At 69.8% G+C, this 22,302-nt stretch carries 22 protein-coding genes and 1 pseudogene; 9 read left to right on the top strand and 14 right to left on the bottom strand.

The features are described from left to right. Position 1: 1 nt before the first annotated feature. The 4 genes from ACLIME_RS13145 to ACLIME_RS13130 form a co-directional block, all read right to left on the bottom strand. Complete coding sequence (locus ACLIME_RS13145; protein WP_411557186.1) at positions 2-1,069, bottom strand: Dyp-type peroxidase; 1,068 nt, start codon at positions 1,067-1,069, stop codon at positions 2-4. Positions 1,070-1,077: 8 nt separating this feature from the next. After that, a complete protein-coding gene (locus ACLIME_RS13140) occupies positions 1,078-1,977 on the bottom strand; it encodes a helix-turn-helix domain-containing protein (RefSeq protein ID WP_411557185.1) in 900 nt (299 codons plus the stop codon). Between the two features lie 95 nt (positions 1,978-2,072). Beyond that, the gene (locus ACLIME_RS13135; RefSeq protein ID WP_159876330.1) at positions 2,073-3,290 is read right to left on the bottom strand and encodes a cupin domain-containing protein; all 1,218 of its coding nucleotides are present in this window, start codon (positions 3,288-3,290) and stop codon (positions 2,073-2,075) included. A gap of 126 nt (positions 3,291-3,416) precedes the next feature. Further along, entirely contained in the window at positions 3,417-3,962 is a 546-nt protein-coding gene (locus ACLIME_RS13130) for a hypothetical protein (RefSeq protein WP_411557184.1), read from the bottom strand. Between the two features lie 184 nt (positions 3,963-4,146). Here ACLIME_RS13130 and ACLIME_RS13125 point away from each other — a divergent pair. Then, positions 4,147-4,920, top strand: a pseudogene (locus ACLIME_RS13125) (helix-turn-helix transcriptional regulator); the annotation flags it as partial. An 86-nt stretch (positions 4,921-5,006) separates the two neighbouring features. On the opposite strand, the gene ACLIME_RS13120 reads toward ACLIME_RS13125, so the two are convergent. From ACLIME_RS13120 to ACLIME_RS13090, 7 genes are all read right to left on the bottom strand, one after another. Further along, a complete protein-coding gene (locus ACLIME_RS13120) occupies positions 5,007-5,576 on the bottom strand; it encodes a hypothetical protein (protein ID WP_411557183.1) in 570 nt (189 codons plus the stop codon). Positions 5,577-5,673: 97 nt separating this feature from the next. Beyond that, complete coding sequence (locus tag ACLIME_RS13115) at positions 5,674-6,534, bottom strand: helix-turn-helix transcriptional regulator (protein WP_124767706.1); 861 nt, start codon at positions 6,532-6,534, stop codon at positions 5,674-5,676. 7 nt (positions 6,535-6,541) lie between these two features. Then, positions 6,542-8,179: a chromosome partitioning protein ParA gene (locus tag ACLIME_RS13110; RefSeq protein ID WP_411557182.1), complete on the bottom strand. Its 1,638-nt coding sequence runs from the start codon at positions 8,177-8,179 to the stop codon at positions 6,542-6,544. Positions 8,180-8,303: 124 nt separating this feature from the next. Next, a complete protein-coding gene (locus ACLIME_RS13105) occupies positions 8,304-9,248 on the bottom strand; it encodes a hypothetical protein (protein ID WP_411557181.1) in 945 nt (314 codons plus the stop codon). A gap of 90 nt (positions 9,249-9,338) precedes the next feature. Further along, the gene (locus tag ACLIME_RS13100) at positions 9,339-10,079 is read right to left on the bottom strand and encodes a FadR/GntR family transcriptional regulator (RefSeq protein ID WP_411557180.1); all 741 of its coding nucleotides are present in this window, start codon (positions 10,077-10,079) and stop codon (positions 9,339-9,341) included. A gap of 41 nt (positions 10,080-10,120) precedes the next feature. Further along, positions 10,121-11,587: an APC family permease gene (locus ACLIME_RS13095; protein WP_411557179.1), complete on the bottom strand. Its 1,467-nt coding sequence runs from the start codon at positions 11,585-11,587 to the stop codon at positions 10,121-10,123. A 61-nt stretch (positions 11,588-11,648) separates the two neighbouring features. Further along, positions 11,649-12,428 carry a carbon-nitrogen hydrolase family protein gene (locus ACLIME_RS13090; protein ID WP_411557178.1) on the bottom strand — a complete coding sequence of 260 codons (780 nt, stop codon included), beginning with the start codon at positions 12,426-12,428 and terminating at the stop codon, positions 11,649-11,651. A gap of 124 nt (positions 12,429-12,552) precedes the next feature. Here ACLIME_RS13090 and ACLIME_RS13085 point away from each other — a divergent pair, with 124 nt between their 5' ends. From ACLIME_RS13085 to ACLIME_RS13075, 3 genes are all read left to right on the top strand, one after another. Next, positions 12,553-13,608: an NAD(P)H-dependent flavin oxidoreductase gene (locus ACLIME_RS13085; protein WP_411557177.1), complete on the top strand. Its 1,056-nt coding sequence runs from the start codon at positions 12,553-12,555 to the stop codon at positions 13,606-13,608. A gap of 70 nt (positions 13,609-13,678) precedes the next feature. Then, positions 13,679-14,338: a hypothetical protein gene (locus ACLIME_RS13080; protein ID WP_192003894.1), complete on the top strand. Its 660-nt coding sequence runs from the start codon at positions 13,679-13,681 to the stop codon at positions 14,336-14,338. Then, positions 14,335-14,601, top strand: a complete 267-nt coding sequence (locus tag ACLIME_RS13075) for a hypothetical protein (RefSeq protein ID WP_056010480.1) — start codon at positions 14,335-14,337, stop codon at positions 14,599-14,601. The genes ACLIME_RS13080 and ACLIME_RS13075 overlap by 4 nt, the downstream gene beginning before the upstream one ends. A gap of 76 nt (positions 14,602-14,677) precedes the next feature. Here ACLIME_RS13075 and purB read toward each other — a convergent pair whose 3' ends face one another. Further along, a complete protein-coding gene (gene purB / locus ACLIME_RS13070; protein WP_411557176.1) occupies positions 14,678-16,060 on the bottom strand; it encodes an adenylosuccinate lyase in 1,383 nt (460 codons plus the stop codon). Further along, positions 16,057-16,584 carry a low molecular weight protein-tyrosine-phosphatase gene (locus tag ACLIME_RS13065; protein WP_079704175.1) on the bottom strand — a complete coding sequence of 176 codons (528 nt, stop codon included), beginning with the start codon at positions 16,582-16,584 and terminating at the stop codon, positions 16,057-16,059. Before ACLIME_RS13065 ends, purB begins: the two co-directional genes overlap by 4 nt. Positions 16,585-16,760: 176 nt before the next feature. On the opposite strand from ACLIME_RS13065, the gene ACLIME_RS13060 reads away from it, so the two are divergent. After that, positions 16,761-17,066 (top strand): hypothetical protein, encoded by a 306-nt coding sequence (locus ACLIME_RS13060; RefSeq protein WP_124767699.1) that lies wholly within the window; start codon positions 16,761-16,763, stop codon positions 17,064-17,066. Beyond that, positions 17,063-18,505, top strand: a complete 1,443-nt coding sequence (locus ACLIME_RS13055) for a hypothetical protein (protein WP_411557175.1) — start codon at positions 17,063-17,065, stop codon at positions 18,503-18,505. The genes ACLIME_RS13060 and ACLIME_RS13055 overlap by 4 nt, the downstream gene beginning before the upstream one ends. A 20-nt stretch (positions 18,506-18,525) precedes the next feature. Here the strand turns inward: ACLIME_RS13055 and ACLIME_RS13050 are convergent, their stop codons facing one another. Next, a complete protein-coding gene (locus ACLIME_RS13050; RefSeq protein WP_191939856.1) occupies positions 18,526-18,918 on the bottom strand; it encodes a phage holin family protein in 393 nt (130 codons plus the stop codon). A gap of 100 nt (positions 18,919-19,018) precedes the next feature. On the opposite strand from ACLIME_RS13050, the gene ACLIME_RS13045 reads away from it, so the two are divergent. The 3 genes from ACLIME_RS13045 to ACLIME_RS13035 are packed head-to-tail and all read left to right on the top strand — an operon-like array spanning position 19,019 to position 22,283. Further along, positions 19,019-20,170, top strand: a complete 1,152-nt coding sequence (locus ACLIME_RS13045) for a histidinol-phosphate transaminase (protein ID WP_241160968.1) — start codon at positions 19,019-19,021, stop codon at positions 20,168-20,170. After that, positions 20,167-21,306, top strand: coding sequence for a thiamine pyrophosphate-dependent enzyme (locus ACLIME_RS13040; protein ID WP_411557174.1), 1,140 nt, complete (start codon positions 20,167-20,169; stop codon positions 21,304-21,306). The genes ACLIME_RS13045 and ACLIME_RS13040 overlap by 4 nt, the downstream gene beginning before the upstream one ends. Further along, the gene (locus tag ACLIME_RS13035; protein WP_079704170.1) at positions 21,303-22,283 is read left to right on the top strand and encodes an alpha-ketoacid dehydrogenase subunit beta; all 981 of its coding nucleotides are present in this window, start codon (positions 21,303-21,305) and stop codon (positions 22,281-22,283) included. The genes ACLIME_RS13040 and ACLIME_RS13035 overlap by 4 nt, the downstream gene beginning before the upstream one ends. Positions 22,284-22,302 lie beyond the last annotated feature (19 nt).

The following is a 22,302-nucleotide window of genomic DNA, read 5'->3' as shown; positions in this document are numbered from 1 at the left end:
GTCACGTCCTTTCGGGAGCGGTTTGGAGCGAGCCGAGACCGAGGGAACCGTCGGCGGGCTCGGGCGGCGAGGCAGGGGTGACGGCGCTCGCCGGATCAGCGGGGCCGGACGGGGCCGGATCGTCGTCCATCGCCTCGAGGAACGCGGCGCTCGGAGCGAAGAACACGGAGCCCGTCCGGGCGGTCGAGAAGTCGAGGAGTCGGTCGTGGAGTCCCGGTGGGTCACCGATGAACATGCGCTCGAGCATCCGCTCGATGACCCAGAGCCGTCGGGCGTACCCGATGAAGTAGGTGCCGAACTCGCCGCCGGCCGGGCTCCCGAACGGCATGTTGTCGCGGAGGATGTCGTGCTCGGCACCGTCGACGACGATCGTGGACAGGGTCTTGTGCGACTTCTGGCCGGTCTCCGCATCGTCGAGTTCGACGTTGTCGGCCTTCGTGCGGCCGATGATCGCCTCCTGCTGTTCCGTGGTGAGCGCGCGCCAGCGGTCGAGCGGATGCGTATACTTCTGCACCACGACGTAGCTGCCACCGGCGAAGGCCGGGTCCTCGTCACCGACGAGCGTGGCGTCGGGAAGGTCCTGCCCGACGGGGTTCGCCGTGCCGTCGACGAAGCCGAGCAGGTCGCGGACGTCGAAGTACCGGAAGCCGACCGTCTCGTCCACGACTTCGACGGCGTCGCCGAGCAGGTCCAGGAGCTGCCGCTCGAACTCGAAGCACATGTCGCGTCTCGCAGCGCGGATGTGGAGCAGGACGTCGCCGGGCGTGGAGGGCGCGGTGTGCCGGTCGCCGACGACCGCGGGGAAGACATGCAGCTCCCTCGGTGCGGGACCGCGCGTGAGCTCACCCCAGACGCGCGCGCCGATCCCGACGGTGCAGGACAGGGCGGCGTCGAGGTCGCGGAAGGCGACGTTCTTCAGGACATCGGCGACACCCGCCAGGGTGCTGCGGACGGTGTCGATCGCGCCGACCGCGTCGCGCACGGTGAGCACGAGGAAGACGGCGGTCCCGCTGAGCGGCGCGTCCACGGCCTGAGGCTCGATCGGGACGCGTCGTGCTGAACTGGTCACGTCGACCTCTACTCGGTGCCAGCGGTCTGCGGGTGCAGCTGCCGCACCGGGGCGACGGTACGGGTCTCCGGAACACGTCGGCGTCGGCTGGACGCGGACGACCGCTCCGACGCGGTGGGGACGTCGTTCCAGAGGCGGAGCAGCTTCAGCGACAGGTGCAGCGTGCTCCGCTTCAAGCCGTCGGCCAGCGCGTCGCGCACGACCTCCGGCATGGTGTCGAGCCGGTAGTAGAGCGTCGTGCGGTGGATGTGGAGCCGCTCGCACGCGACGACGACGTTGCACCCGGAGTCGAGGTAGGTCTCCACCGTCTCCCGACGCACGGGATCCGCGTGCCAGAGTTCGTCGGCCGCCGGCGACGCCGAGGTCACGAGCTGCGGCCCGCCACCGATCGCGTGCAGGAGTCGCCATCCGCCGAGATCCTCCGCGCGGGTCGACCCGAGCGCGTCCCCGACCTGACCGACGATCTCGGCAGCGGTGCGCGCCTCGTCGACGACGCCGAGCAGGTCGTCCTCGTCCGCGTGCAGCACGGCCGAACCGATCGCGGAGATGCGGACACCGGCCGGCGCGACGGAGCGGACCCACTCGTCGACGGGCGAGGCGGCGCGTCGTTCGGAGGTCACGAGGACGAAGCCGCCGACGTGATCGAGGACGAGCGTGTGGTCGCGGCCGTCGTGACGGAGGGCCCGCGCGTACTCGTCCCGCTCCATCGTGCTCGTGGTCCCGAGCAGCACCGAGCGCACGACCACCTCACCGTAGGAGTCGAGCCAGCGCCTCGAGCGCGCGGTCCTGAGCGCGTGGCGCCGCCGATCCCGGTGGTCGCTGAGCATGTCGATGAGGACGAACGCCCGGTCGTCCGAGATGGACCAGGAGCCCTCGGCCGGTTCGATCGTGCTGCGTTCGCTGTTCATCGGTGCCTCCGCGCGGTTGAACGAGTGGTGTCCCGCTCAAGCTAGGACGGATGGCCCTGGGCGAGCGTGGCCCGCCGAGAGCCACCCTGCCCGGATCACGGACGCAGCGGCGTGATCCCCTGCGCTTCCCGGGGGAAGGTCGCCAGGGTCGCCTCGTCGATGTTCAGGTGTGCGGCGACGAGCGACGGCGGCACGTGCGCCAGCCAGTTCGCGAGGGAGACCTCCTCGTAGCGGTCCGTGCGGAACACCTCGAGGAACTGCAGCACGTCGTCACCGGTGTTCTCCACGTAGTGTCCGAGGTTCTTCTTCACGACGCCGATGTCGCCGGGGCGGAAGTCGGTCGTGTTCGCGTGGGGTCCGGTGTTGAACACGGTCATCCTGGCGGATCCGCGCAGGTAGTACTGCCACTCGTCGGCGTTGGGATGCCAGTGCAGCTCGCGCATCGACCCGGGTTCCACCGTCACGAGCGCTGCGGCGACCGACTGCGACAGCGGGAAGTTGGTGCTGTCCGCGATCTGGATGCTCCCGCCGCTGTTCCGGTGGAGTGGCTTGGACCGCGACAGTCGGAAGATGATCGGTTCCGACGCTCCCCACTCGACTCCGGCGTCCTCCTGGTCCTTGGCGAGCGGGCCGGGCTCGTCGCCGGGAAAGATCCAGAGGTTGTGGAGCGGGATGTCCGCGAAGGTCTCCTGGGCCACCCCGAAGTTCTTCGCCAGCACGTCCGGCGGCGTGTGGGCGAACCAGTCCGTGAGCAGCAGGGTGTTGGACTCCGACTGGTCGCCGTCGTCGAAGGCGAGCACGAACTCGGCGCCGTCGGGACCCAGCCCCTGCAGGGAGTGCGGCGTCCCGGCGGGGAAGAACCACAGATCGCCTTCCTCCACGTCCTCGACGCTGGGCATCCCGGATCGGCTGAGGGTGGTGACCCGGCACCTGCCACGGGTCATGACGGCCCACTCGGCCGTCTGGTGCCAGTGGAGCTCGCGGATGCCGCCTGACTCGAGGTACATGTTCACGCCGGCGATCTCGTCGGAGATCGCGAAGTCCTGCTTCGTCACCTCGCGCGCCCACCCGCCATCCTGCACACGGCGGGGCGAGATGTTGAAGGACGACCAGAAGAACGCCTGCGTGCTGATGTCGGTTCCCGGAGCGTCGATCTGATTCGGGAACTGGCTTGCGACTGCCGGGTTCTGCGGGCCGGTCATCTGCGTGCTCTGCGGGTGGCGGAACGTGTTCACCTCGCCCTCCGCCGGAAGATCCGGGTTGCCCAGACTCGGGGTCTCGTGGTGCGGGACGGTGTCGTCCGTCGAATCCATGGTGTCCTCCTCGCTCCGCCGCCCTGCGGCCTGGATCGTCTCCAGCCCAGCAGGGACGGCACGACAACCCTTCCGACGGATGACGAGATCGTGCCCGTCGGCGGTCGGATCGTGGCGGCCCGCTCGTCAGGTCCGGTCGGGGGACTGCCCGGCGAGGACCGCGAGCAGCCGTGCCGAAGCCTCGTCGCACGCTCGCCAGACCACGAGACTCATGCCGAAGTGCTCGGGGACCTCCAACTGGAGGTAGCGCAGCTCGAGACGCCCGAGATCCGGGCGGTCGAAGGTGAACGACTCGGCCGCATCGGGTCGGAGGCCCGGCTCCAGCCCGGCCCAGGCCTCAGCGAAGCGGCTGTTCCCGGAGCGGAGTTCGTCCACGAGGCCCTCGAAGATCGCGTCCCACTCGTGGGTGCCGAGCGACTTCCGGAGTTCGCCCACCACATGCTCGGTGACGAGGCCGGGGTCGGGACTCGCCCGGAGGACCTCCGGGCGGAGGAAGGTCGAGCGCAGCAGGTTGGCTCCTGGACGGAAGGCCTGCGACAACGCCTGGGCGAGGGGGTTGGCGTGCAGCACCGTGAAGTGGCGGTCATGGACGAACGCGGGGACGGTCGACCAGGAGTCGACGAGATCGACCAGGTCCTGAGGGAGCCGATCGGCGGGTCCGCGCTCAACCATGCGACCACGATAGTGACGTCGGGCGGCGACCGGGTGGGACGCGCAGGGTCAGGCTCAGCGAATGACCGATCGTCGGTCGACATGTCCAGAAACGACCCATGATCGGCCGCGGAAGGATGCATACGGACGAGCTTGCTAGGGGAGGATTGGCGTCGATCCCACTCGCTCTCCGGAGGACGCGGCGATGTCACCAACTCGGCTTTCGAATGCTCTCGGCGAGTTCCTCCGCGCGCGCCGGGAGTTCGTGCGGCCAGAGCAGGTCGGCATCGGCGCCGACACGTCCCGACGGGTGCCGGGCCTGCGCCGCGAGGAGGTCGCGCACCTTGCGAGCATCAGCCCCGAGTACTACCTGCGGATCGAGCAGGGTCGTGTGCGGCGGCCGTCGGAGCAGGTCCTCCTCGGGCTCGCCCGTGCCCTGCTGCTGGACGACAGTGGACGCCGATACCTGCTCCGGTTGGCGAGCCCGAGGCCGTTCATGCGCGCGGTCGACGACCGGTCGACGCGACTCGACGACCGGGTCGCCCGGCTCCTCGCGCACTGGTCCGGTACGCCCGCCTACGTCAGCGACGACAATCAGTACGTCGTCGCCGCGAACGCGCTCGCGCGGGCATGGGTGCCGCCGGGCATGCTCGACCCCGGGGTCAACCTGCTCGTCTCGGCCTTCGAGCAGTACGCCGACTTCCGAGGCACCACGTCGCCCGACGCACCGGAGTACGAGCGCATGCACCGGGAGTGGGAAGGGACCCTCCGCGACCTCACCGCCCCGCTCCGCTACTACGGCCGACCGGACGATCCGCGCCTCCAGGAGATCGTCGGGATGCTTTCGGCACGGCACCCGGTGTTCCGGACGATCTGGGCGGAACACCTCGTCAAACCGCAGATGTCCCGGCGGACGCGCACGTTCATCGAGCCGCTCGGCTGGGTCGACTTCCGGGCGCAGACCTTCGAGGTCCCGCACACGGACCAGTTCCTCACGGTGTTCTTCGACGAGCCAGGCTCAGCTGCGGCGGCGGCGATCGCCTACCTCGCAGCTCGGGACGAGCTTCAGCGGGAGGGCAACGGATCGCTCGAGGTGGAGGGCTCGTCCGGCGAGACCGCCTCGGACAGCCGCTTCAGCCGCGCCCGGGACGATGCTCCCGACGGGACGAAGACCAGCAGCAGGTCGCCCTCGGGCCCGGGCGCGTTCAAGACGTTGTAGACCATCCGGACCTCCCCGGCCGGCGTGGGGAAGACGATGGGGCCCGACGTCCCGGAGTGCCCGTCGCCCGAGGCCCAGGTCTGAGCGAAGTCGCGAGACTTCGCGGAGAGTTCACCGATGATCCGAGCCGCCGGACGATCCGTATCGTGCTCCTCGACCGACCGCTTGAGGAGCTCCGCGGTGGTCTCGGACATCCGGGTCCACAGCGGATCGCCGACGACCCGGTCGGGGGAGAGGAACGCGAAGCGCGCCAGGTTGACGCCGGTGTGGAACGCCGGCGTCAAGCGTGCCGCCGCCGGATTCGCCTCGAGGACGTCCAGCGTGCGGTCGCAGAGGACCACGGGTACCTCTCGCCACGAGTCGATGAAGTCCCTGATCCGGTCCCGGCGCTCACGCACGCCCTCGTTCGCGATCATGCGTCCACGGTAGGCGCTGCGACCGCCGTCGGCTACCCCTCCGGTGCCCGCCGGCCCACCTCGGTCAGCGTGCGCCGGTCATCGCTCCGGATGGCGGTCAGTCGGCCCGGGCGGCGAGGTAGGCGAGCACCGCGGCCCCTGGGGAGCCGCGCTCTGCGAAGACCGTCGTCAACTGATGACCGGGCCAGTCGGGGACGAGGAGGTGCTGATACTGCAGCTCGACGGTCCCGAACTCGTCGATCGAGGCCCGAAGTGGACCGCCGGCGAGGGGACGGGCGTCATGGCGAGCCCAGAGGCGGGCGAACAACGGACTGCGAGCGGTGAGCTCCTCGACGATCGTCTGCAATCGAGGGCTGCTCGGATCGCTGCTGTAGCGGAGTGCTGCGACCACGGCAGGGGCGCTCACCTCCCACTCAGGGGCGATGGAACGCACCCGATCGTCGAAGTACCCGAGCACGTCGTTCTGCCCGACGTCGAGGAGGCCGCCGCCGATGCGTCGCGCGAGCGCGTTCGATGCGACGACGTCCCGGTTGCCGTCGGTGATGTACGCCCCGGTGTCGGACCAGTGGTCGAGGAGTGTCGTGTCCGGGACGGATCGTCCGGCCGGTGCGGGCGTGCCGGCGTCCAACGGTCGGCGCTCGGCCGGGAAGAGGTCCACGTCGTAGGCGAGCCGGAAGAGGTAGTCCACGGCGTGCTCGTCGAGTCGAAGGGCCCGACCGATGCCCGCCAGCACCTCTTCCGACGGGCGCTGATCCCGCCCCTGCTCGAGGCGGAGGTAGTAGTCGGCGCTGACGTCCGCGAGGGCTGCCACCTCGGTGCGTCGGAGTCCGGCGACCCGCCGCCCGTCCTCCGGGACGAACCCCGCGTCCTCCGGTCGGACCAGTCCTCGACGAGCCCTGAGGTAGTCGCCGAGCGCGGCCGCCCGCGTGATGCCGGTCTCCGATGCTCCCTGCGTCATGGCCCGGTCAGAGTCCGCGCGACACCGCGGCTGCCGCTGCGAGCCACGCCCGCTGCGTGCTCGACCGCAGGGCGTCGTGACGGATGACGCCGTTCTTCAAGGCGGGATCGAAGGGGACGACGACCACGTCGCGCACGTAGGGTCGGAAGTCCTCGGCGTACGCGTTGGCGATCGACGTGTCCTTGGCCTCGGCCTCGGAGACGATGACGACGGCGTTGCGCGCGAGTTCAGCACCGCGCTCGCTCACGCGGCTGACGGCGGTGAGGGTGAGCCGCGCGCCCTCCTTCTTGTCCTCGACGGTCGTGGTCGGGATGACGAGCTGGTCGGTCAGCTCCACCATGCGCCGCCAGTTGGGGGCACCGGCAGAGTTGCCCGAGTCCATGACGATCAGGCGGTAGTACTTCGCGAGGACGCGATGGACGAGGTCGACCTCGTCGGCGGTCACCACATGCTCGCCGTCGGCCGCGGATCGCAGCACCTCGTACTTGTCGCCGGGCTGGTGGTGGACGAACCGCGACAGGTCGGCTCGCTCGGCGCCGGGGGAGAGGAGGTCACTCGCCGCGGCGAGGAGGTCGAGGACGGTCGAATCATGGCCGCCCTGCTCGGTCCGCCAGCCGAGCGTGCCCATGGTCTCGTTGTTGTCCCAGGCCGCGACGCCGCCACCGCCGTACCGGGCGAAGACGGACGACAGGTTGACGACGGTCGGCGTCTTGTTGGCGCCGCCCTTCTGGTTCGCGACGGAGATGGTGCGACGCCTCGGGAAGTGGCGTGACACGGCGTGGACGTCGTCACGCTCGGCGCGCTCGCTCGCGGACGGCGGCACCGAGAAGCCGAGCTTGTTGAGCAGGCCGGCGAGCCCGTGCTGCGCCGGGCCGATCGTGGGTGGCGCGAGGAACGAGGGCGCATCGCGCAGGTCTCGTCGAGCCGGGGCGGTCGGCTGGCCCGGAGCCTGCTGCTGCTGCTGTGGGACCGGGGGCTGCTGCTGCTGCGCGGGCGCGACCGGCGGTGCCTGCACCGACTGCTGGACCGGGACCGCCCGCTGCGACGGCACCGGTTGCTGCGCGTTCGGCTGGTTCGAGACCGGCTGGAACGGCGGTGTGCCGAACGCGGGCTGCTGCACGGTCGGGCGCTGCGGCGGGACGGGCTGTGGCGTCGCGGTCGCCTGCGGGTTGGCGGAGACCGGCGGCGTGGGCTGCGCCGGGACCGGCGCAGGTGTCGACGGCTGGACGGGCGCAGCACGGGGCGGTGTCGGCGGCTGAGCCGGGGCCGGGCGCGCGGGTGCCGGCTGCGAGGGTGTGGGCGGCGGCGCCTGGATGAGCGGCACCCGTTGCGCGACTGTGGGCGGTGGCGTGGACCGTTGCGCGGTGCGCGCGGGCGCTGTGGACTGCGGTTCCTCCTGCAGTTCGCCGTCGACACCGATGAGGAGCACGGTGACGCTCGTGGGGTCGGTCACCGTCACGCGGATCGGTCGACCCGACTTCCGGGCCTCCGCCTGCATCAGTTCGACGAGCTGGCGGCGGGCCGTTCCCTCGTCGGTGGCGGTCAGGTACTGCTCGGCGGTGCCGACGCGGAACACGCCGGAATTATCCGCCAGCAGCGATGCCGTCATCGGCGGGAAGTCCTGTATCGAGGCCTTGTCGATCATGCTCTCACTCCTTCGCGGCGGGGGTGAACCCGTCCCCACTATGCCTTAGTACGGCGCATGTCGGATTTCCGGCCCCAGCCGTGACGCCTCGCCGAGAGTGCTCGTTCTGCGCTCTCGGGCGGCATCAGCGAGCGGAATGAGCACTTTCGACGAGCCTCCGAAGTCGCCGGACCCGAGCGATGAATGATGCGCGGTCGGCGAAGAGGTCGTGCGCAGTGACGCGGACCACCCGCCACCCGGCCGCCTCGAACCGTTCCCTGCGAACGATGTCGGTTCGAAATCGCTGCTGGTTAGTTCGGTGCAGGTCGCCTTCGTATTCATACGCGATGCGGAGGCGCGGTTCGGCGAGATCCGGATGGAGTACCGCGGTACCCCCGTCCACCTGCACGGGTGGATTGACGCTCGGCTCGGGGATGCCCGCGTCGATGAGCGCGAGTCGTAAGTGTGTCTCGGGACGGGAGTCGACGCCGATGCGGACGAGTGGGAGGGCAGCGCGGAGAAGCCGAGCCGACCGACGAGAGCCGTAGGCGGTTACAGCAGCAGCGAGCTCGTCGATCGTCGTGTGTATGTCGACACGCGAGCCGCCTCGAGATCGCGACCCCGATACGAGGAAGTCGCCGACAGCGACGAGGTCGGGCAGCTCGAGCATCGTCGCCAGGAGCGCGAACGTGTCGGCCGGGGCGGTGAGGGTGAAGCCTCGGACCTGTGTCGTGCGGGTCGCTTCGGCAAGCCGGTGACCGACGACGCCTCGGCCACGCGCAGGTTGCACTCCGTGAAGCGCGCCGATGTGGAGGTCCGTGGCGTGCGTGCAGGAGTTCGGAAGCGGGGCGCCGAGGAGCGCCGCCGCAGTGAGATGGCTGAAGACCCACCCTGGTCGGAGCCGAGGGGAGAACGCCGCGCAGCGCCCGAAGACGTCACCCAGGTCGACGTCGACCGAGCGCACACCCCAGAACGGTGCCTCGAGATCACTGCCGCGCAGTCTCCCGTTCGTCTCGCCGTGCAGCGCGCGGTCGCCGACCGCGAACGCCGTGCCGCGGAGCCGTGGCGGGAGCGGGCGATGGCGGGACATCGACCCATCGTGCCGACCTCACTCGGACGCTCGCTGTCGCTCTCCACAGAGTGCCCACCGAGAGTGCGCGTTCGGTCCTTGCCGAGCCGTTCAGAGAGCGGATTGCGCACTCTCGGTGGATCCTGGGCCCGCGAGGCCGACGTACATCGAGCGGTGGAGCTCCGCGACGTGGTCGAACGCCACGCGACTCGCTGCTGCCGCATCGCCGATGCGGAGGGCGTCGACGAGCTGGGCATGCTCCTCGTTCGACGCGCGCAGGTACTCGATCCGGTAGGGGATGAAGTAGGAGTACAGCTCGCGGGACACGCGGTGATGGAGGTCGGCCGCGCCCGGCACGCCCGCCGACACCGCCAGCTCGGCGTGGAACGCGGCGTCGGCCTCGCGGAACCGGCTCCAGTCCGGCTCCGTCCGCATGGTCGTCACGAGGTCGTCGAGTCGATGCAGGGACGACGCCTCCGGTTCGGTGGCTGCGAGCGCCGCCAGCCCGGCTTCGAGCGTCGCGCGCTGGTCGATGAGCGTGTGCACGTGGACGGCGTCCTCGCGGTAGGCGGCGATCTCGGGCACGGTGCCCACCGCGGGCGCATCCGCGATGAACGTGCCGCCCGTGTTGCCTTGCCGCCGGACCACGACGCCCTCGTCGCTCAACGCCCGATACGCGCGCCGCACCGACATCTCGCTGACCCCGAACGCTCGAGCCGCTTCCTCGGGTGCCGGGAGCCGTTGGCCGGGCACCAGCATCCCGAGCTCCAGCGCCAGCGAGATCCGCGCGCGGACGGTGTCGACGGCGGTCGTGCGTCGGATCGCTCCGAGTGAGGGCGAACCCAGATCCATGGCACCCTCGTCTCGTCGCTGATCGACTCCGCGACCCTGGTTCAGCCGGCGGTCGGTTGGTCGGCGGTCGCCTCGCTCACCGCGCCGTCCGGCTCGGCGTCCAGGGGGAACCGCTTCCCCAACACGATACCGATCAGCATGGCGACCACGGGGATGAGGGCGAGCACGACACTCACGGTGACGCTTCCGCCCGTGACGAGCGTGAAGTTCGACAGCACGAGCCACAGCGCGAACGCGAGTCCGACCACCGCGAGGATCGGGAACACCCGCGCACCCCACATGCGGCCGGCGACCAGCTCGGGTCGGCGCGCGAAGAACACGAGGACGGCGATCGAGGTCGTCAGCATGAGCAGCACCATCCCGACGGTCGCCACCCCGGCCATGGATCCGAAGACCCCGACGAGCGGGTCGAGGCCGGCGAGTGCGAGTGCTGCGAGGACGATGGCCGCCGTCACCGTCTGCACGATCGAGGAGGTCGACGGGGAGTGGTGTGCGGGGTGGCGCCGGCCGAGGCGGGCGGGCAGCACCGACTTCTGCGCCAGTGTGAACTGGTAGCGCCCGATGACGTTGTGGAAGGACAGCACGCACGCGAACAGGCTCGTGATGAGCAGCGCCTGGACGACATCGCGCATGATCGGGCCGAGGTAGGTCGTCGTCGTATCGAGCAGGAGGTTGCCCTCGCCGGCGAGCGTCTGCTGGGCGACCGCGACGGCGTTCCCCGCGCCGACGCCCGTCACGAGCGCCCAGCAGGAGATGGCGTAGAACACACCGATGATGACGACGGCCAGGTACGTTGCTCGCGGGATGGTGCGTTCCGGGTTGCGCGCCTCGTCTCGGAAGACCGCGGTCGCCTCGAATCCGATGAAACCGGTGAGGGCGAAGAGCACGGCGACGCCGATCCCACCGGTGAAGATGTTGGCGGGGTCGAAGGTCTCGACCGCGATGCCGTCCGCACCGCCCGTCGCGAAGATGACGACGTCGAGCACGACGACCACGAGGATCTCGAGCGTCAGTGCGATGCCCAGCACCTTCGCGCTCAGGTCGATGTGCCGGTAGCCGAGCACCGCAACGATCGCCATCGTCGCGAAGGAGTACAGCCACCAGGGCAGGCTCGGGCCGCCGAAGTACGTGACGAGGTCGTCGAGCGCCCACCCCATGTAGCCGTACACGCCCACTTGGATCGCCGTGTAGGCGACGAGTGCGGTGAACGCGGAACCGAGGCCGAGGCGCGAGCCGAGTCCGGCCGTCACATAGGAGAAGAACGCGCCCGCCTCGCGGACGAACGGCGTCATGGTGACGAAGCCGACGGAGAAGACGAGGAGGATCACGGCGGCGAGGGCGAAGCCGATCGGGGCTCCGGCGCCGTTGCCGGTGCCGATCGCGATGGGGACGTTGCCGCCGATCACGGTGAGTGGTGCGGCGGCGGCGATCACCATGAAGACGATGGAGCCGGTACCGAGCTGGCCGTCGAGGCGCTGACGCGGCTCGGCGATGGGGTTCACGGTCATGAGGTCACTTTCCAGGGGAGTCGGGGGACTCGGAGGGGGAGGGGAGGAGGGACGGGGTCCTTCAATACAGCTCGGCGCGGCGGTCGGCGAGGTAGGGGTTCTCCTGCCTGGCGCGCTTGGTGGCCTCGGGATCGATCGTGGCGATCATGAGACCGACGGCGTCCGCGTCGAGCGCGTCGAGGACCACGCCGTCCGGGCCGACGATGCTGCTGCGGCCGACGTAGGTGAGGTCCCCTTCGGAGCCGACGCGGTTGACGTAGACGAGGTGGACCTGGTTCTCCCAGGCGCGCACCGGGATGAGCCGCTCGGCGATGTGCGCGTACGGCTCCATCTGCGCGGTGGGGACGATCACGACGTCAGCACCGTCGAGGGCCGCCGCGCGGACGGTCTCGGGGAACTCGACGTCATAACAGATGAGGACGGCGACGCGGACGCCACCCAGGTCGACGGTCGGTGCGAGGGTGTCACCGGCTACGAAGAGCTGTCGGTCGAGCTCGCCGAACAGGTGCGTCTTGCGGTAGCGGAGTAGCTCCGTCCCGTCAGGACCGACGAGGACGACGGCGTTCGCGACGGCTCCACCGGGGAGCGGTTCGGGGAGGCCGGCGAGGATCGCGATCCCGGTCTCGCCAGCGATGGCGGCAACCCGGTCGACCAGCTCCGGGGTGGCGAGTGGGGCGAGGCGGTCGCCGAGGTTGTAGCCGGTGATGAACATCTCGGGGGTGACGAGCAGATCCGCGCCGCGATCCGATGCCTGTCGGGCGGCGTCGGCGACGAGCGCGAGGTTCGCCTCGACGTCTCCGGGGACGCCGTGGTGCTGCAGTCCGGCGATGGTCAGGGTCATGGCGGTGGAACTCCTCTGCGGGCGTGCGTCGATGCACTCAGTAAACAGCTCAAAGTGAGTTGTTTGATGTCCATCATGTTTCGATCCGGTTTCGCCCGCAAGAGGCGAGGGACATACTGGTGGCGTGCGCGCCCTTCCTGTCGACGTCCCGATCGTGCTCGGCCCCTTCGGAGGCCTGTCCTCCGTCGAACTCACCGCGACGGTGAGTGAGCTGGGCGGCCTCGGCTCCTTCGGTCTGTACGGCTACGACGCCGAGCGCATCGAGCGGACGGTCACGGCGCTCCGCGAGCGGACCGCGGCGCCCTTCGCGCTGAACCTGTGGCTGCCGCGTGGAGACGAGCTGTCGCCCGACGACTCCGAGGCGTCCTTCGCAGCCGCGGTCGAGGCGCTTCGACCCGTGTTCGACGAGTTGTCGCTCGAGCTGCCCGCTCGCCCGGCCCGGTACGTGCCGCCGTTCGACGAGCAGATCGCGGCCGTCCTGGACGCGCGGCCCGCCGTGGTCAGCTTCGTCTTCGGGGTTCCACCGCGGCCGGTGGTCGACGCGGCGCACGAGCGGGGCATCGTCGTGGTCGGGTCGGCGACCACGGTTGCCGAAGGGCTCGCCCTGCAGGAGGGCGGCGTCGACGTCGTCGTCGGCACGGGCATGGAGGCCGGCGGCCACCGCGTCTCGTTCCTGCGAGCGGCCGAGGACTCCCTCGTCGGCCTGGTCGCCTTGATCCCGCAACTCGTCGACGCTTTGGACGTCCCGGTGATCGCCGCCGGCGGTATCGCCGACCGACGTGGTGTCGCCGCCGCACGGGCGCTCGGCGCCGCCGGCGTGCAGGTCGGGACCGCCTTCCTCCGCACGAGCGTCTCCGCTGCGACGGCCGAGCATCGGGCGGCCATCGTCTCGACGCCCGCCGACGGTACCGTCCTCACGCGCGCGATGAGCGGCAGGCTCGGCCGGGGCGTCCCGAACCGGGTGCTACGCGAGATCGAGGCGTCGGGGTTCGCCGCCCCGTTCCCGGTCCAGAACTGGCTGACCGGTCGGTTCCGCACCGTCGCCTCCGAGCGGGGCGTCGCGGACCTCCAGGGCTTCTGGGCTGGGCAGGCGTCACTGCTGACCCGGGATCGGGCCGATGCTGCGGCCGTCTTCGTGGAACTCGCCGCGGGCCTGTCGGTCCCACCCAGGGCACCCTGACCCCGGTCCGCGTCGCCCGCAGGACCGCGTAAGCTGGAGGGGACTTCCTGCAAGAGATGAGACGTTCACCGTGCCCAGCATTCCGTTCGACGGCGCCAAGCACGATCGGTACTGGATGGTCCCGATCCTGCGTGCGGTGATCGCGCTCGCCACGGCGGGGGTCGTCACCTTCACGCAGGGCCACTCCTCGCAGTTCGGCCTCGTGGTCTTCGGGGTCTTCACGCTGCTGTCCGGAGCGATCGTCGGCGCCTTCGCGTTCCCGAACTTCTCCGACACCGTGACGCGCGCGTTCTTCCTCGGCCAGGGCGTCATCGGCGTCGTGACCGGCGTCTTCTCGCTGCTCGTGAGCGGCGGCGGGCTGAGCATCTTCCTCTACGTCGTCACCCTGTGGGCGGCCCTCACCGGATTCCTCGAGCTGTACAGCGGGATCCGCTGGCGCGGACGCCTCGCCGCGGCGAAGGACTGGACCGCGGTCGGTGCCTTCACGGTGCTGCTCGCCATCGCGACGCTCCTCGTCCCGCCCGGACTCGAGCAGCGATTCGCCGCCCCGGGAGGTGTCGAGGGTGTCCTCCGTGCGGACATCGTCGTCGTCGGCCTCGTCGGAGCATACGCCGCGATCATCGGCGTCTACCTCGTCATCGGCGGACTGTCGCTGCGGTGGGCGGGCAAGCGCCCGGTCACCGGCGCAGCCACCGACGACACCACCGGCACGGCTGGAGCCGCATCATGAGCAAGCCCAACCGCGACGACGTCCTGCGGCCGATCGAGCTCCTCGTGCTCTCGGGCGTCATGGGGGTCTTCACCGGCGTCGTCGTCCTGATGTCGACCCGCGAGATCGTCCTGTCGCTCATCGGCCTGGGCATCGCGTTCATCGCCTCGCTCGTCGTCCTCGCGATGCTGGCGCTCGCCGTGAAGCCCGACTTCCAGGAGAAGCTCGACCTCGACGAGCAGGACGGCGACGACAAGCGTCCGCCGCGCCCCTCCGGCCACTGACCTCCGGCCTCATTCGCCGATTCTTGGGCGACCCGGTGCTCGTTCGCCCATTCCTGGGCGAACGAGCACCGACCGGCTACGGCAGGTAGTCCACCAGGTCGTCGGAGAGCCCGAGGTACGTTGCCGGGGTGAGCTCGAGCAGGCGCTGCTTCGCGGCGTCGCCGATGTCGAGCTTGGAGACGAACTCGACGAGCTCCGCCTGCCCGAGACGCTTGCCGCGCGTGAGCTCCTTGAGGAGCGCGTAGGGGTCCTCGATGCTCGAGCGACCGGCGGTCACCTCGGCGCGGATGACCGTCTGGATGGCCTCCGCGAGCACCTCCCAGTTGTGGTCGAGGTCCGCGGCGAGCACGTCCTCCGCGAGGTCGATCTGTCCGAGGCCGCCGAGGATGTTGTCGAGGGCGAGCAGCGAGTGGCCGAACCCGACACCGATGTTGCGCTGGGCGCTCGAGTCGGTGAGGTCGCGCTGGAGTCGCGAGGTGACGAGGGTGGCGGCGAGGGAGTCGAGGATCGCGCTCGACAGCTCCAGGTTGGCCTCGGCGTTCTCGAAGCGGATCGGGTTGACCTTGTGCGGCATGGTCGACGAGCCGGTGGCGCCCGCGACCGGGATCTGCCGGAAGTAGCCGATGGAGATGTACGTCCACATGTCCGTGGCGAGGTTGTGCAGCACGCGGTTGGCGTGGGACATCTTGCCGTAGAGCTCCGCCTGCCAGTCGTGCGACTCGATCTGCGTCGTCAGCGGGTTCCAGTCGAGGCCGAGTCCCTCGACGAACTCGCGCGAGATGGCGGGCCAGTCCGCGTCGGGATCGGCGACGACATGGGCGGCGAAGGTGCCGGTCGCGCCGGAGAACTTGCCGAGGTACTCGTTCGCCTCGATCTGCAGGGCGATGCGCTCGAGTCGGTAGACGGTGACGGCGAGCTCGCGGCCCATCGTGGTGGGCGTCGCCGGCTGGCCGTGCGTGCGGGCGAGCATCGGGACGGCCCGGAAGTCGACGGCCTTGGTGCGCAGGGAGTCGAGGACGAGTCGCAGCTTCGGCAGCCAGATGGCGCGGACGGCCTGCGACACGGTGAGCGCGTAGGAGAGGTTGTTGATGTCCTCGCTCGTGCAGGCGATGTGGGTGAGTTCGGCGATGCGGTCGAGACCGAGCTCGGACAGGCGGTGGCGCACGAGGTATTCGACGGCCTTCACATCGTGACGCGTGACGGCCTCCTTCTCGGCGAGCCAGTCGATGTCGGCCTGGCCGAAGTCGAGGTAGAGCGCGCGGAGCTGCTCGATCTCCGCCGGGGTGAGCGGGGAGGAGCCGAACATGGAGTGCTCGGTGAGGTAGACGAGCCACTCGACCTCGACCTGCACGCGGGCGCGGTTCAGGCCGGCCTCCGAGAGGTACTCTCCGAGCGCCGTCACGGCGGGGCGGTAGCGACCGTCGAGCGGGCTGAGCGGCTGGGCGGGGAATTCGGTCATGGGGTGGCTCCCTGGGTCAGTGCTGGTTCGAGCTGGTGGAAGAGGGATCTGCAGGCATGGTCGATCATGCCGAGGACGGTCTCGAACATCTGGGCGTCCGAGTAATAGGGGTCGGGTACGTCGCGGGTCCCGGAGGTGCTGTCGAAGCTCAGGAGCAGGTGCACCTTGGAGCGGTCGGCGTCGTTGCCCGCCCAGGCCCGCAGGATGCGTTCGTGACTGCGGTCGAGGGCGACGACGAGGTCGTAGCTGTCGAAGCGGTCGGGGTCGAACTGCTTGGCCCGGTGGGCGGTGGCGTCGTGGCCGTGCGCTCGCAGCGCGGTGACCGTGCGGTGGTCGGCGTGCTCGCCGACGTGCCAGTCGCCGGTGCCGGCGGAGGAGACCTCCACGACCCGCTCCAGCCCGGCGGCCGCGACGAGGTCGGTGAAGACGCTCTCGGCCATCGGGGATCGACAGATGTTGCCCGCGCAGACGAAGCACACGCGGAACGGGGTCGTGCCGGGGTCGGCCTCCCCGAGGGTGTTCATGCGTCTATTCTGGCCGACCGCGCCCGAGCCGTCGAACCGTTCTCAGCTGACTCCGCTCCACAGTCCCACTCCGGTCGGCTTCCTCCACATCAGCACGGTGTGCCGGCGTGACCGCTCCGCCGGTTGGGCAGAGTCGAGCGTGATGCCGGCGGTGGGCGGGCGGAGGGCGAGGGGACATGGCGTTGGAGTACGACCCGTTGGCGATGGGCTTCCCGTCGCAGTCGACGGCAGAGGAGGTTGCCTCGATACTCGAGGGGCGCGCTCGATGTCTCGAGGACGTCCTGCTCGAACTGGAGCCGGAGATCCTCAGGTTCGCGCAAGCGCGCAGCGGTCTCGAGTGGGTCGGTCCAGCAGCCGTGCAGTTCTCCTGGTCCGCGGACGAACTGACCGCAGTGCTTCGTCAATCGGCCTCTGCACTCGATGAGGGACTCCGAAGCGCTCGTGGGGCGGCATCGTCGATCGCCGACGGGAGTGGAAGATGAGCGACGACCTCACCATCCGAGGAGGAGGCGTCGTAGCCGTCGCCACTGAGGATCACCTGCTCCTCGGCGCGCTGCTCCTCGAACTCGGCGAGGCCTGCGCGAGCTGGGCCGACCGCGTGGAATCGGTGTCGACCGACGACGTGTCCCTGGTGCCCGTCGGCCCGACGATCGTTCCCCAAGCCGATGCGGGGGCGGGAAGCGGGGCGGCTGCGAAGGCCGCCATCAGCTTGCGGCGTGCGAGCGACGACGCGAGCCGGTTGGGCGGGCATCTCATCGTCGGGGCGGAGCAGTACGGAGAGCTCGAGCGGATGGTCCAATCGTTGTTCACGTTCACCGGGGGCGCCGCGGGATGGGTCCTGGGAGCCTCCCCATTGATCTCCCTCGGTGTCCTCGCCGCCGTTGTAGAGGTGACGCTCATCAGGACCGTGTTCCGCGGAGTGTTGGGGTTGCTGTCCTCGGACCTGCAGGACGGCTTCGATGAGGTCTCGGCGAAGACTGCGCGTGAGCTGATGTCGTCACCCGCGTTCGTCGCCCTCGTGCGCGGAGTCGTATCGGGTTCCGACGAGTTCATGATCAGCGCGTTCGGTCTGCCGGCGATGCTCGACGCGAACCGTCTGAGCGAGGAGGGCATCACCGGGGTGGCGTTCGCAGCCGCGGTCGCACTGCGCGGAGTCGACCGTGCCGGCCTCCTCACTCCCGCGGCGCCGGCCCGCACGGTCGAGGTGAAGGCCCAGGGCGCTCCGGCGCCCCTGAAACCTCCGACCCGGTACGAGGACCTCGTCGAGCGGATGCCGCACGGGGGAGCGGGCTCCCCGCAGATCAGGATCGAGCGGTACGAGGACGTCTCCGGCGCGGACCAGTGGATCGTCTGGTCGGGTGGAACCATCGAGACCGGGTTCCCTGAGACGTCGACCGAGCCCTTCGACAACCGCAGCAATGTCAACGCCGTCGCAGGTCTGGAGGCGGAGAGCGCCGAAGCGACCCTCCAAGCCATGCGACTCGCGGGTATCCCGGACGGCGCCTCCGTGCTCCACGTCGGGTACTCCCAGGGCGGCATCATCGCGTCCCGCATCGCTGCCAGCGGTACCTACGACTCCTCGGTCGTCACCTTCGGATCGCCGGTCGAATCGGTCGACTTCGCGGACGACCTCCCGCGCACCCATGTCGAACACACCGAGGACGTCATCCCCGCGCTCTCCGGTGAACGACGCGACTCACTCAACGGGGGTACCGTCGTCCAGCGTTCGTTGTACGACGGAGGACCACCGCCGGCCGGTGACGATCCCCTTCCGGCTCACAATCTCGACCGTTACCGGGAGACGGCGCGCCTCATCGACCAGTCCTCGGAGGAGCGGCTCACGCCAGCGATCGACCCCCTCGCCGGGCTCACCGGCACCGGGGAGGTCTGGCAGTACCGGGCCGACAAGGTCCTCCCGTGACCGGGTGGTGGAGCTGAGTGTCAGTCCTTCGTCTTCGGGCGGATGACGATGCCGAGCAGCCAGTTCACGATCGAGATGACGATCGCCCCGAGGACGCCCCACCAGAAGCCGTCGACGGTCAGGCCGAAGCCGAACCAGCCGCTGATGCCCGCGGTGATGAGGAGGAGGAGCCCGTTGATGAGGAGCCCGATCAGGCCGAGTGTGAGGATGTAGAGGGGGAACGCGAGCACCTTGATGACCGAGCCGATGATGGTGTTCACGACCGCGAAGATGAGGGCGACGAGCGCGAAGGTCAGGATCGTCTCGAGCGTGCCGCCGGGCGCGTACGGTGTCACGTTCACACCGGCGACGATGAGGGTGGTGACCCAGATGGCGAAGCCGTTGACGATCAGGTTCAGCAGAAAACGTCCCATGACGGCAATCCTCCCACCCTTGCCACGGCGGGCAAAGGGCCGATTCGGACCGGCGCACTGCATTCCGACGCAGGTATCCTTCGCGGCCTAGACTCGTCGAGTGAGTGACAACCTGCCAACCACCGCCCAGCCGGCCGCTCAGCCGGGCCGGAGCCCGGTCCGTCTCCGTCCGGAGATCGCAGATCTGCCGCCCTACCGTCAGGGCAAGCCGGCCGCACCCGACGCCTTCAAGCTCTCCAGCAACGAGGTCCCGTTCCCGCCGCTCGACGCCGTCCTCTCGGCCATCACCGACACGGCTGCGAACTCCCACCGCTACCCCGACGGCGCCGCACTCGCGTTGCGCACGGCGCTCGCCGAAGCCAACGGCGTCACGCCGGAACGCATCCACATCGGGGCGGGCTCGGTCGCACTCCTCAGCCAGTTCATCACCGCCACCGCCGGTCCGGGAGACGAGGTCGTCTTCGCCTGGCGATCCTTCGAGGCCTACCCGGGTCTCGTGACCGTCGCCGGCGCGACGTCCGTGCGCGTCCCGAACCGGCCCGACGGCTCCCACGACCTCGAGGCGATGGCCGCAGCCGTCACCGACCGCACCCGCGTCGTCATCGTCTGCACGCCGAACAACCCCACGGGCCCGGTCGTCGAGCGCGCCGCCTTCCTCGCCTTCCTCCGCTCCGTGCCGTCGGACGTGCTCGTCCTCCTCGATGAGGCCTACCGCGAGTTCGTCACCGACGACGACGCCGTCAACGGCATCCCGCTCCTCGACGAGCACCCGAACCTCGTCGTGCTCCGCACCTTCTCGAAGGCTTACGGACTCGCCGGCCTCCGCGTCGGCTGGGCCATCGGCCACGAGCTCGTCCTCGACGGCGCCCGCAACGCGGCCATCCCGCTCTCCAGCACCGCGCCGGCGCAGCAGGCGGCCATCGCCGGACTCGCGAACGCCGAGGACATCCGAGCCCGCGTCGCGGTCATCACCGCCCGACGCGACGACCTCGCCGCCGCACTCCGCGAGCAGGGCTGGTTCATCCCCGCGGCACAGGGCAACTTCGTCTGGTTCGGCCTCGGCGAGCAGACGGCCGCGGCGAACGAGACCTTCCTCGCGCACGGCATCGTCGGCCGCGCCTTCCCCGGCGACGGCGTCCGCATCTCGATCGGTGAAGCCGAGTCGATCGAACCGCTCCTCGCCGCCGCTGCAGAGATCCTCGCCGGACTGCCGGCCGACCACCCGACACGAGAGGGAGTGCGCTCACGATGAGCCGTTCCGGAGACGACCCCACCGTGCCCAGCGTCCAGTTCATCGACGCGGCCGGCACCTTCGCGCCGAACGAACACGCGGAGCGCTATCAGCCGTTCCTCGATCGCCTGACCGAGACCGACCTGCAGCAGTTCTACCGCGACATGGCGAACGTCCGCGCCTTCGACATCGAGGCGACGAACCTGCAGCGCCAGGGTCAGATGGCGCTGTGGCCGCCGAGTCACGGGCAGGAGGCGGCACAGGTCGGTTCGGCGCGTGCGGCGCGAGCCCAGGACCACATCTTCCCCTCCTACCGCGAACACGTCGTCGCGATGATCCGCGGTGTCGACCCCATCGACATCGTCCGCCTCATGCGCGGCAACACGCACGGCGGCTGGGACCCGGCAGATCCGTCCAACGGCAACATGCACCTGTACACCCTCGTGCTCGCCGCTCAGACCCTGCACGCGACCGGCTACGCGATGGGCCTGAACTTCGACAAGGCCGTCGGCACCGGCGACCCCGACCGCGACACGGCCGTGCTCGTCTACTTCGGCGACGGCTCGAGCTCCGAGGGTGACGCGAACGAGGCGTACATCTACGCCGCCAGCTACCAGACGCCGCAGGTGTTCTTCCTGCAGAACAACCAGTGGGCCATCTCCGTCCCCGTCTCCCGCCAGGCCCGCGAGCCGCTCTACCAGCGCGCAGCCGGGTTCGGCCTCGACAGCGTCCGCATCGACGGCAACGACGTGCTCGCGAGCTACGCGACGGCGGCGAAGCACCTCGACGACGCCCGCGCCGGCCACGGCCCGAGCCTCATCGAGGCGATGACCTACCGCGTCGGCGCCCACACCACGAGCGACGACCCGACCAAGTACCGCACCGACGACGAACTCCAGTCCTGGATCGCCCGCGACCCGATCGTCCGGTTCAAGACGTACCTCCAGGGTCTCGGCGCTTCCGACGCGTTCTTCGCCGAGGTCGACGAGGAGGCTGCTGCACTCGCGGAGGACACCCGCGTCCGCACGCTCGCCCTCGAAGCGCCCGGCCGAGAGGTCATCTTCGACGGCGTCTACTCCGAACCGCACCCGCTCATGGTCGAGCAACAGGCCTGGCTCGAACGCTACGAGGCCTCGCTCGAAGGAGGCAACGCATGACGACGACCACCATGCCGATGGCCAAGGCGCTGAACGCAGGCCTCCGGAAGGCGATGACCGAGGACGACAAGGTCCTGCTGATGGGCGAGGATATCGGCCCGCTCGGCGGCGTCTTCCGCGTCACCGAGGGCTTGCACGCCGAGTTCGGCGGCGACCGCGTCCTCGACACCCCGCTGGCGGAGTCCGGCATCGTCGGCACCGCGATCGGTCTCGCCATGCGCGGCTACCGTCCGGTGTGCGAGATCCAGTTCGACGGCTTCGTGTTCCCGGCCTTCAACCAGATCACGACGCAGCTCGCGAAGCTCACCAACCGGCACGAGGGCAAGCTGCAGATGCCCGTCGTCATCCGGATCCCCTACGGCGGACACATCGGCGCGGTCGAGCACCACCAGGAGAGCCCCGAGGCGTACTTCGCCCACACGGCCGGCCTCCGCGTCGTCAGCCCGTCGACCCCGAACGACGCCTACTGGATGATCCAGGAGGCCATCGCTTCGAACGACCCGGTCGTCTTCCTCGAGCCGAAGAGCCGCTACTGGCCGAAGGGCGAGGTCGACCTCGACGGCTCGGCCGCGCCACTGCACGGCAGCCGCATCGTCCGCACCGGCACGGAGGTCACCCTCGCCGGACACGGCGCGATCGTGAGCGTCATGCTGCAGGCGGCTGAACTGGCCGCCACCGAGGGCACGAGCGTCGAGGTCGTCGACATGCGCTCGCTGTCGCCCATCGACTACGACCCGCTCGTCGAATCCGTCCGCCGAACCGGCCGCCTCGTCTACGTGCAGGAGGCGCCCGGCTTCACGAGCGTCGGCTCGGAGATCGCGGCGACCGTCACCGAGCGTGCCTTCTACTCGCTCGAGGCACCCGTTCTTCGGGTGTCCGGGTTCGACACCCCGTTCCCGCCGGCGAAGCTCGAAGGCGTCTACCTCCCGGATGCCGACCGCATCCTCGAGGCCGTCGATCGCTCGCTGGCGTACTGAACACCGAAGGAAGACGAGG

Origin of the sequence: Plantibacter sp. MPB07, from assembly GCF_046619465.1 — a bacterium.
In the GTDB taxonomy this organism is placed as follows: Bacteria; Actinomycetota; Actinomycetes; order Actinomycetales; family Microbacteriaceae; genus Plantibacter; species Plantibacter auratus.
This window is presented reverse-complemented; position numbering and strand designations above follow the sequence as displayed.